This window comes from Promicromonospora kroppenstedtii DSM 19349, from assembly GCF_000515355.1.
Lineage (GTDB): Bacteria > Actinomycetota > Actinomycetes > Actinomycetales > Cellulomonadaceae > Promicromonospora > Promicromonospora kroppenstedtii.
The window spans coordinates 31283-40807 of record NZ_KI911724.1; the positions used below are offsets into that span (position 1 = coordinate 31283).

Here is a 9525-nt window from a genome sequence, read left to right on the forward strand (position 1 = left end):
CGGGCTGGTCACCGTGCACCCAGGGCGGGGACGGGGCGCGCTGGCGCGGGCGAGCGCCGCGTTCGGCTGGCCGGTCGCGCCGGGGGCGTCCTGGGTGTTCTGACCGGCCCTCAGGTCTGGCAGGTGCCGCACCAGAACAGGTTGCGGCCCACCAGCTCCTTGACCAGCACCGGCGACCCGCACACCCGGCACGGCAGCCCGTCCCGGTGGTACACGTAGAAGGCCTGGTCGGCGGGCACGGCGCCGGGGGCGCCGTCGGTGTTCTGCCGGGTGCGCCCCCGGCCGCCCGCTGTGCCCCGGTCCTCCGGTCGGGTGGTGACGATCGCGCCGTGTTCCGCGCCGTCGCGCATGAGCACGACCAGGTCGTCCCAGATCGCACGGACGGCGGCCGACGGCACCTCGCGCCCGGGCCGCAGGGGGTCCACGCCGGCGCGGAACAGCGCCTCGGCGCGGTAGATGTTGCCCACGCCGGCGACCACGGCCTGGTCCATGAGCTGCTGCCCGATCGTCACCCGCGACCGGCCGACCCGTGCCACGAAGGCCTCGGGGTCGCCGTCGTCCCGGATGGGATCGGGCCCCAGGCGTGCCTCGACGGACTGCTTCTCGTGGGTCGTGATCACCTCGCACGCCGTGGGACCGGTGAGATCGGCGACGGCGTGCGCGCCGAGCAGGCGCACCCGCACCTGTCCGCGTGGCTCCGGGACGTCCCACGTGTCAGACGTAGAGGTCACAGGGGTGATCTGTACGTCTGACACGGACGAGGAAGGGGCCGACGTCGGCAGCGAGTCGCGCTCGCCGATCCGGCGCCGGGGCGCGCCGATCGCGTGCGCGACCTCCGGGGCGTCCGGTGCCCCGGCGAACGTCCACGCCCCGTACAGCCCGAGATGGGTGCGCAGCCACAACGTGTCAGGGGCACGGGTCAGCCCGGTGACCCGTACGTCTGACACGTCGGCGGGCGCGAAGCCGAGGAAGAGCTGCTTGCCCCAGGCCTCGCTCGCCACGAGACGACGGCCGTCGAGCACGGCTGCGCCGTCGGCGAACCGCCCCTGCGGGCTGCTCACCCGGAGCACCTGCCCGGCGTACAACGTGTCGAACGTCCGCGCGAGGCGGTGGACGGTGTGTCCCTCAGGCACTCTTGCTCTCGTACTCGGCGAGCTGGTCGATGCGGCGCTGGTGCCGCTCGTCGCCGCTGAACGGCTCGGCCACGAAGGCCTCGACGAACGACGTCGCCTCCTCCACGGTGTGCATGCGCCCGCCGACGGCGATCACGTTGGCGTCGTTGTGCTGACGGCCGAGCTTCGCCGTCTCCAGCGACCAGGCGAGCACGGCACGGACGCCGGTCACCTTGTTCGCGGCGATCTGCTCGCCGTTGCCCGAACCACCGATCACGATGCCGAGCGAGCCCGGCTCGGCGACGACGGCCTCACCGGCGGCGAGGCAGAACGCCGGGTAGTCGTCCAGGGGGTCGAGCTCGTGGGCACCGTGGTCGGTGACGTCGTGCCCGGCGGCGGTGAGATGCCGCACCAGGTGCTGCTTGAGGTCGTACCCGGCGTGGTCGGCGGCGATGTGGAGACGCATGGCCCCATCTTCCCTCATGCGGAGGGTCCGTGTTGCGTACGCTGGCGCAATGACGAGCGATGCCACAGGACCCACGTCGGGGATCGACCTCGACGCACTCGACCCCGCCACCCGCCCGCAGGACGACCTGTACCGACACGTCAACGGGCGGTGGATCGACTCCCACGAGATCCCCGCCGACCGTGCGATGGACGGGGCGTTCCGCGCCCTCTACGACCAGGCGGAGGTGCACGTCCGCGAGATCATCCAGGACGCGCCCACCGGCTCCACGATCGGCGACCTGTACGCGAGCTTCATGGACACGGAGCGCATCGCCGAGCTCGGCACCGCGCCCCTGGACGAGGACCTCGCCCTGGTCCGGGACGCCGGGGACGTCGCGGCCCTGACCCGCGCGCTGGGCACGCTGCAGCGCACCGGCGGCGCGGCCGGCGTCCGCTTCTGGGTGGACAACGACGCCAAGGACCCGGAGAAGTACGTCGTCTACCTGCGGCAGTCCGGCCTCGGCCTGCCCGACGAGGCGTACTACCGCGAGGAGCAGTACGCCGCGCTGCGCGAGAAGTACGTGCCGCACATCGCGCGGATGCTCGCGTTCGCGCCGGTCCTTCAGGAGTGGGGCGTCACGGCCGACGACGCCGCCCAGCGCGTCTACGACGTCGAGAAGCAGCTCGCCGGCCACCACTGGGACGTGGTGCGCGACCGCGACGCCACGCTCACCTACAACCCGATGACGCTGGCCGACCTGGTCGCGTCCGCGCCCGGCTTCGACTGGACCGCCTGGGCCGACGCGCTGGGCGTGCCGGCCGGCGCGTTCGACGACATCGTGGTGCGCGAGCCCGGCTTCGCGACCGGTTTCGCCGCGCTGTGGAGCGAGCTGCCGCTGCTCGACTGGCAGCTCTGGATCACGTACCACGTGGTCAGCGCCCGGGCGCCGTACCTCACCGACGAGATCGTCGAGGCCAACTTCGACTTCTACGGTCGCACCCTGACCGGCGCGCAGGAGGTTCGCGAGCGCTGGAAGCGCGGCGTGGCCCTCGTGGAGGGCGCGCTCGGCGAGGTCGTGGGCGCGGAGTACGTGGCGCGGCACTTCCCGCCGTCGAACAAGGAGCGGATGGACCGCCTCGTGGAGGCGCTGGTCGCGGCATACCGCGAGTCGATCCAGGGCCTCGACTGGATGACGGACGAGACCAAGGCCAAGGCGCTGACCAAGCTGGAGAAGTTCACGCCGAAGGTGGGCTACCCGGTGCGCTGGCGCGACTACTCCGGCCTGGAGGTCGACGCCGCCGACGTGGTCGGCAACGTGCGCCGGTCCAACGCGTTCGACCAGGACTACGAGCTCGCCAAGATCGGCAAGCCGCTGGACCGCGACGAGTGGTTCATGACGCCGCAGACCGTCAACGCCTACTACAACCCGGGCATGAACGAGATCGTCTTCCCCGCGGCGATCCTGCAGCCCCCGTTCTTCGACCCCGAGGCCGACGACGCCGTGAACTTCGGCGGCATCGGCGGCGTCATCGGGCACGAGATCGGGCACGGGTTCGACGACCAGGGCTCCAAGTACGACGGCGACGGCCGCCTCGAGGACTGGTGGACCGACACCGACCGCACCGAGTTCGAGAAGCGCACGAGCGCGCTGATCGCGCAGTACGACGCGTTCCGGCCGGCCCAGCTCGCGGCGTCCGCCGTCGGCTCCGAGGCGTCCGAGGGCTCCGGGGAGGGCGAGGGCGACGGCGAGAGCGCCGCCGAGGCGCACGTGAACGGCGGCCTGACGATCGGCGAGAACATCGGCGACCTGGGTGGCCTGTCGATCGCGATCAAGGCCTACCGGATCGCGCTCGGCAAGCCGCTGGACGAGGCGCCGGTCGTGGACGGGCTCACCGCCCTGGAGCGGATCTTCCTCGGCTGGGCCCAGGTGTGGCAGTCCAAGGGCCGCGACGAGGAGGTGCTGCGCCGTCTGGCGACGGACCCCCACTCCCCCAACGAGTTCCGCTGCAACGGCGTGGTGAGCAACGTGGACGAGTTCTACGCCACCTACGACGTCAAGCCGGGCGACGCGCTGTACCTGGCCCCGGAGGACCGGGTCCGCATCTGGTAGTCGCCCCTGACCTTTGAGGCCTAGGTTTCTTCGCTTTGAGCTGGCTCAAAGCGAAGAAACCTAGGCCTCGAAGGTGTGCGGCCCGGCCGCCCCCGTCAGGCGTCCTTGGCCTGGGCCTTCAGCGCGCGCTCGGTGCCCGCGAGGGCCTCGACGACCAGACGACGCAGCGCCGGGGCCGCGTCCGCGTTCGTCTCCAGCCACGCCCGCGTCGCGTCACGCAGCTCCGCCGACGCCAGCGGGGCCGGGTAGAAGCCCTCGATGATCTCCTCGGCGATGTGGTAGCTGCGCTCGTCCCACACCTTGAGCACGGCGTCCAGGTACGGCTGGACGACGTCGGCCAGCGGGGCCGGGTCGTTGACGTGCAGGAACCCGAGCCCGGTGTTCCGGATGATCGCGTTCGGCACGTCGGCGGCGTCGACCACCGAGGACAGGGCGGCGAGCTTGCCCTCGACCGTCGGCTTGGCGGCCCGCGCACGGGCCGCGGACTGCCGGCCGGTGGCGGTGTCGTCGGCGGCCAGCGTGGTGTCGATCTCCGCGTCGCCGGCGGCGCCGTTGAGCACGAGACCCTCCAGCAGCTCCCAGCGCAGATCGGTGTCGATCTCCAGGCCGTCGAGCGCGACGGACCCGTCCAGCAGGCCGGACAGCGTCGCGACGTGCGCGGGCGTCGAGGCCACGTGCGCGAAGAACTTCACGAGCTGGAACTGGGTGTCCGAGCCGGCCTCCGCGTCGCCCACCAGCGACCAGAGCGTGTCGCCCACGCCTCCGAGCGTCTCCGCCCGGGCCGACGGCGCCACGAACTGCTTCGCGGCCAGCACCATCTGGTTGAGCGTGGTGCGCAGCGTCGTGGACTCGGTCTCGCCGGCGATGCCGCCCAGCACGAGCCGCACGTAGTCGGACGCCGGCACCTCGCCGTCACGCACCGCGTCCCAGACCGATCCCCAGACCAGGGACCGGGCCAGCGGGTCGGTGATGTCGGCCAGGTGCTCCAGCGCGACGCGGAGCGACTCGGCGTCGAGGCGGATCTTCGCGTAGGCGAGGTCCTGGTCGTTGAGCAGCACGAGCGCCGGGCGGTCGAGCTCCACGAGCTCCTTGACGTCCGTGCGGGGTCCGTCGACGTCGACCTCGACGAACCGGGTGCGCACCAGCTCGCCGCCGTCGGACAGGCTGTAGAAGCCGATGCCGAGGCGGTGCGGGCGGATGGTGGGCCACTCGGCGGGCGCCGTCTGCTCCACGACGAACGACATGATGCGGCCGTGGCTGTCCGTCTCGATGATCGGGCGCAGCGTGTTGACGCCGGCCGTCTCGAGCCAGAGCTTGGACCATGCCTTGAGGTCGCGGCCGCTGGTGGCCTCGAGCTCGGTGAGCAGGTCGGGCAGCTCGGTGTTGCCCCACGCGTGCTTGCCGAAGTAGGCGGACACGCCCGCGATGAACGCGTCGCGGCCCACCCAGGCCACGAGCTGCTTGAGCACCGAGGCACCCTTGGCGTACGTGATGCCGTCGAAGTTGACCTGGACGTCCTCCAGGTCCTTGATCTCGGCGACGATCGGGTGCGTGGACGGCAGCTGGTCCTGCTTGTACGCCCACGACTTCTCCATCGCGGAGAACGTGGTCCAGGCCGCCTCGAACTCGGTGGCCTCGGCGGTGGCGAGCGTGGAGGCGTACTCGGCGAACGACTCGTTGAGCCACAGGTCGTTCCACCACTTCATGGTGACCAGGTCGCCGAACCACATGTGCGCCAGCTCGTGCAGGATCGTCACGACGCGACGCTCGCGCACGGCCTCGGTCACCTTGGAGCGGAAGACGTACGACTCCGTGAAGGTCACGCAGCCCGCGTTCTCCATCGCGCCCATGTTGTACTCGGGCACGAACAGCTGGTCGTACTTGGTGAACGGGTACGGCACGCCGAACGTGGACTCGTAGAACTCGAAGCCCTGGCGGGTCTTCTCGAAGATGTAGTCGGCATCGAAGTGCGCGGAGAGCGACTTGCGGCAGAACGCGCCCAGCGGGATCTCCCGGCCGTCCGACGACGTCAGCGACGACCGGACCACCGCGTACGGGCCCGCGACGAGCGCCGTGATGTACGTCGAGATGCGACCCGTGGGCTCGAACGTCCAGGTCGCGGCCTCGACGTCGCCCTTGGTCGCGTGCTGCGCGGGGGCCGGCTCCGGCGTCGGCTCGTTGCTCACGACCTCCCACGCGGCAGGCGCGGTCACGGTGAACTGGAACGTGGCCTTGAGGTCCGGCTGCTCGAAGCACGCGAACACCCGGCGCGCGTCCGGCACCTCGAACTGGGTGTAGAGGTAGACCTCGCCGTCCACGGGGTCCACGAAGCGGTGCAGGCCCTCGCCCGTGTTCGTGTAGCCGCAGTCGGCGACGACCACGAGCTCGTTGTCCGCGGCCAGCCCGTCCAGGGCGATCCGCGAGTCGGCGAACACGACGGCGGGGTCCAGCTCGCGGCCGTTCAGCGTCACGGACCGGACGGCCGGTGCGACCAGGTCGACGAAGGTCGCGGCACCCTCGGTCGCGGTGAAGCGCAGCGTCGTGGCGGACACGAAGGTGTCCGGACCTGTGGTCAGGTCCAGCGCGATCTCGTACGACTCGACCGCGACGACGCCGGCGCGTTCGACCGCCTCGGCGCGGGTCAGGTTCTCTCCGGGCACGGGCCCTCCACGTCTGTCTGCTCATGGGCGCCGAACGGCGCCCCGCGCGTCCGAATGGCGCGCTTTATCGGTTGGCTTCTCGTCCGGTCTGTGAACTACCTGCGACGACTCGTCGATCATGCCACGCAGGAGTAACAGCGAGTAACGCCTTTGTGTACGATCGACCGCGGTCGCCCAGACCGACCGATTTGAGCTGAGGAGTTGCCCGATGTCCGGCACTGTGCCGCCACCGCCACCGCCACCGGGCGGCAGCCCTGACGAGGAGCCCACGGCTCCCCTCCAGGAGCAGCACCCCGCCACCATGCCGACGCCCGTCCAGCAGGCGCCGGTGCAGCGTGTCTCGGCGGCGACGCGCAAGCCGCCCGCCATCTCGCCGACCAACCAGTTCGCCCAGGCCGTCACCCCCGCGCCGGCGGCGCCTGGTGCTCCCATGGTGCAGTCGGTGCAGCGCGGCGGCGACCCGACGATGCAGCAGCAGTACTACCCCGAGCAGTACCAGCAGCAGGGGTACGCGCAGCCGGGCGGCTACCAGCAGCAGCCCGGCCAGTACCAGCCGCAGGGGCAGTACCAGCAGGGGGGCCAGTACCAGCAGCAGCCCGCGCAGTACCAGCCGCAGGGCTACGACCAGTACGGCCAGCCGGTCTACGCCGGGCAGCCGGGCGGCTACCAGCAGGAGCCCGAGCGCAAGAAGCTCAGCCCCGGCTGGATCGCGTTCATCGCCCTGGACGTGCTGCTCGTGATCGCCGCGATCGTGTTCGCCGTGAATCTGCTCGGCTCCCCGGACACCTCCGCGTCGGGCGGCGGCGAGTCGCCGACCGCCGAGCAGTCGACCGAGCCGGAGGCCGAGGAAGGCCTGGAGACCGACGGCGGGGCCGGGGTCGAGACCTTCGCCGCGCCGTCGCTCAACATCACCTGCACGATCTCCGCCGACGCCGCGACGTGCGGCATCGCGCAGCTCGACCAGAAGCCGGCCCCCGATGCCTCGTGCGGTGGCGCGTCCGGCTACGTCGCGAAGGTCGACCCGACAGGCAACGTCACCCAGCCGTGCGTGAGCAAGAAGGACCAGCCCAAGAAGGCCGGCGGCGACGTCGCGATCCTGAAGTACGACGCCACGAAGAAGGCCCACGGCTTCACGTGCACGAGCGCGCAGACCGGGATGACCTGCGTGTCCGACGCGACGGGCAGCGGCTTCTCGATCGCCCGCGCGGGCATCGGGCAGGCCTGACGGTCGCCCTGCCGACGTAGGGCGGCGAGACAGAACCGCGGCGCACGCGTAGGACGCGCTGCGGTTCTGTCTCGCCAGGGTTCTACTGCGGCGGAGCCGGCTCCGGGGGCTCCTCGTTCATCACCGTGACGAGCGAGCGCAGGCGGGCGTTGGTGAACAGGTCCTCCAGCAGCACGACGGTCCCCGCCGAGTCCGCCAGCGGCACGCGCCAGTTCGGGTACTCGGAGTCGGTGCCGGGCTGGTTCTGCGCCCGGCGCTCGCCCACGGCGTCGGCCAGCGACACCCCCACCAGCGCCGCCGGTGTGTCCTTGAGGTAGCGGTGCAGGCCCTCGACCAGCTCGCGCTCCGAGGGGTCGAACGTCGTCAGGCCGCGCCGGGAGAGCGCCTCGACCAGCGACTCGCGCTCCTGTCGGGCGCGCCCGCGCAGGACCGTCGCGTCCTCCGTGAGCAGCCCGAGGCGTTCGCGCAGGTCCACGTGCTCACCCGCGAGGTAGCCCGCGGTGGGCGGTAGGTCGTGTGTGGTGACGGTGGCCAGGGCCTGGGCGCGGTATGCCTCCGGCTCGACGGGCACCCCGTCGGCGTCCCGCTCGAAGAGCAGCACCGACGTGCCGAGGATGCCGCGCTCGGCGAGGTAGTCCCGGATCCACGGCTCGAACGTGCCGAGGTCCTCGCCGACGACGGCGACCCCTGCGCGGTGGGCCTCCAGGCACAGGATGCCGATGAGGGCCTCGTGGTCGTAAGTGACGTACGCCCCGGCCGACGCGCGCGCCCCGCCCGGGATCCACCAGAGCCGGAACAGCCCGAGCACGTGGTCCACGCGCAGCCCGCCGCAGTGCCGCAGCACGGTGCGCAGCATCTCCCGGTACGGCGCGTAGCCCACCTTGGCGAGCGCGCGCGGGTGCCACGGCGGCTGGGACCAGTTCTGGCCCTGCTGGTTGTACATGTCCGGCGGGGCGCCCACGGACACGCCCCGGGCGAGGACGGCGGCGTCCGCCCAGGCGTCGGCGCCGTCCGGGGACGAGCCGACGGCGAGGTCCTTGAACACGCCCATCCGCATGCCGGCGTCGAGGCCGGCGCGGTGCGCCGCGCGCAGCTGCTCGTCGGCCACCCACTGCAGCCAGCAGTAGAACTGCACGCGGTCGGAGAGCGCGTTGCGCAGCGTCTGGACGCCGGACGAGCCCGGGTCGGCGAGCTCGACGGGCCAGTCGCGGCCGTCGAGGTGCTCCTTGATGGCGCACCAGGTGGCGAAGTCGACCAGGCCCCGGCCCTGGGCCAGCACGAACTCGTCGAAGGCGGTCTGGCGGGCCGCCGAGCGGGGCGCGGTGTACACGACCTCGAGCGCGGCCTTCTTGGCCTCCCAGATCGCGTCCCGGTCGATCGGGCCGGAGTCCTCGGACAGCTCCCGGACGGGCTCGGCGGCCCACTCGACGAGCGAGCGGTCCGCGGCGGAGAGGTACGCCGTCTCACGGATGTCCTCGACCCGGATGTACAGCGGCGACATGAAGCGCCGAGAGGTCGGCAGGTAGGGGCTCGGGGTCACCGGCAGCACCGGCTCGGTGGCGTGCAGCGGGTTGACCGCCACGAAGTCGGCCCCGCCGTTGTGCGCCGTCTGCCAGGCGAGGTCGCCCAGGTCGGCGAGGTCACCCATGCCCCAGGAGTCGCGGGAGCGCACCGAGTAGAGCTGGACCATGAAGCCCCAGGCCTGCTTGCGGGCGATCTTCTTGCGCAGCTCCAGCCGGGCCGGGGTCACGACGAGCGTGGCCTTGGCCGTCTGCCCGCCCGACTCGGCGTGCAGCGTGTGCCAGCCGAGCGGCAGCGTGTCCGGGAGCGTGAACGTCGCCCGGCCCACCTTGCGGCTGTCCACGGTGCGCGGCTCGGTGTAGACGTCGGCCTGGCGCAGCTGCACGCGCGTGCCCCGGACGGTGGCGAACGAGCCCGTCGCGGTCGTGGCGCCGGGCGCCGCCACCCGC

At 71.9% G+C, this 9525-nt stretch carries 6 protein-coding genes; 2 read left to right on the plus strand and 4 right to left on the minus strand.

The features are described from left to right. Nucleotides 1-110: 110 nt before the first annotated feature. Together PROKR_RS20950 and PROKR_RS20955 are read right to left on the minus strand one after the other, a co-directional pair. Complete coding sequence (locus PROKR_RS20950; RefSeq protein ID WP_036966839.1) at nt 111-1133, minus strand: Fpg/Nei family DNA glycosylase; 1023 nt, start codon at nt 1131-1133, stop codon at nt 111-113. Beyond that, nucleotides 1126-1578: a ribose-5-phosphate isomerase gene (locus PROKR_RS20955; RefSeq protein ID WP_036966842.1), complete on the minus strand. Its 453-nt coding sequence runs from the start codon at nt 1576-1578 to the stop codon at nt 1126-1128. Before PROKR_RS20955 ends, PROKR_RS20950 begins: the two co-directional genes overlap by 8 nt. Nucleotides 1579-1627: 49 nt before the next feature. On the opposite strand from PROKR_RS20955, the gene PROKR_RS20960 reads away from it, so the two are divergent. Beyond that, the gene (locus PROKR_RS20960) at nt 1628-3670 is read left to right on the plus strand and encodes a M13 family metallopeptidase (RefSeq protein WP_036966845.1); all 2043 of its coding nucleotides are present in this window, start codon (nt 1628-1630) and stop codon (nt 3668-3670) included. A 95-nt stretch (nt 3671-3765) separates the two neighbouring features. Here PROKR_RS20960 and pepN read toward each other — a convergent pair whose 3' ends face one another. Then, nucleotides 3766-6330, minus strand: a complete 2565-nt coding sequence (pepN, locus tag PROKR_RS20965; protein WP_036966849.1) for an aminopeptidase N — start codon at nt 6328-6330, stop codon at nt 3766-3768. A 208-nt stretch (nt 6331-6538) separates the two neighbouring features. Between pepN and PROKR_RS30885 the strand changes: the two genes are divergently transcribed. Continuing rightward, nucleotides 6539-7555: a hypothetical protein gene (locus PROKR_RS30885; protein WP_142033405.1), complete on the plus strand. Its 1017-nt coding sequence runs from the start codon at nt 6539-6541 to the stop codon at nt 7553-7555. An 82-nt stretch (nt 7556-7637) separates the two neighbouring features. Here the strand turns inward: PROKR_RS30885 and malQ are convergent. Further along, on the minus strand, nt 7638-9525 hold a 1888-nt coding region (gene malQ, locus PROKR_RS20975; RefSeq protein WP_051433205.1), incomplete at its 5' end, for a 4-alpha-glucanotransferase.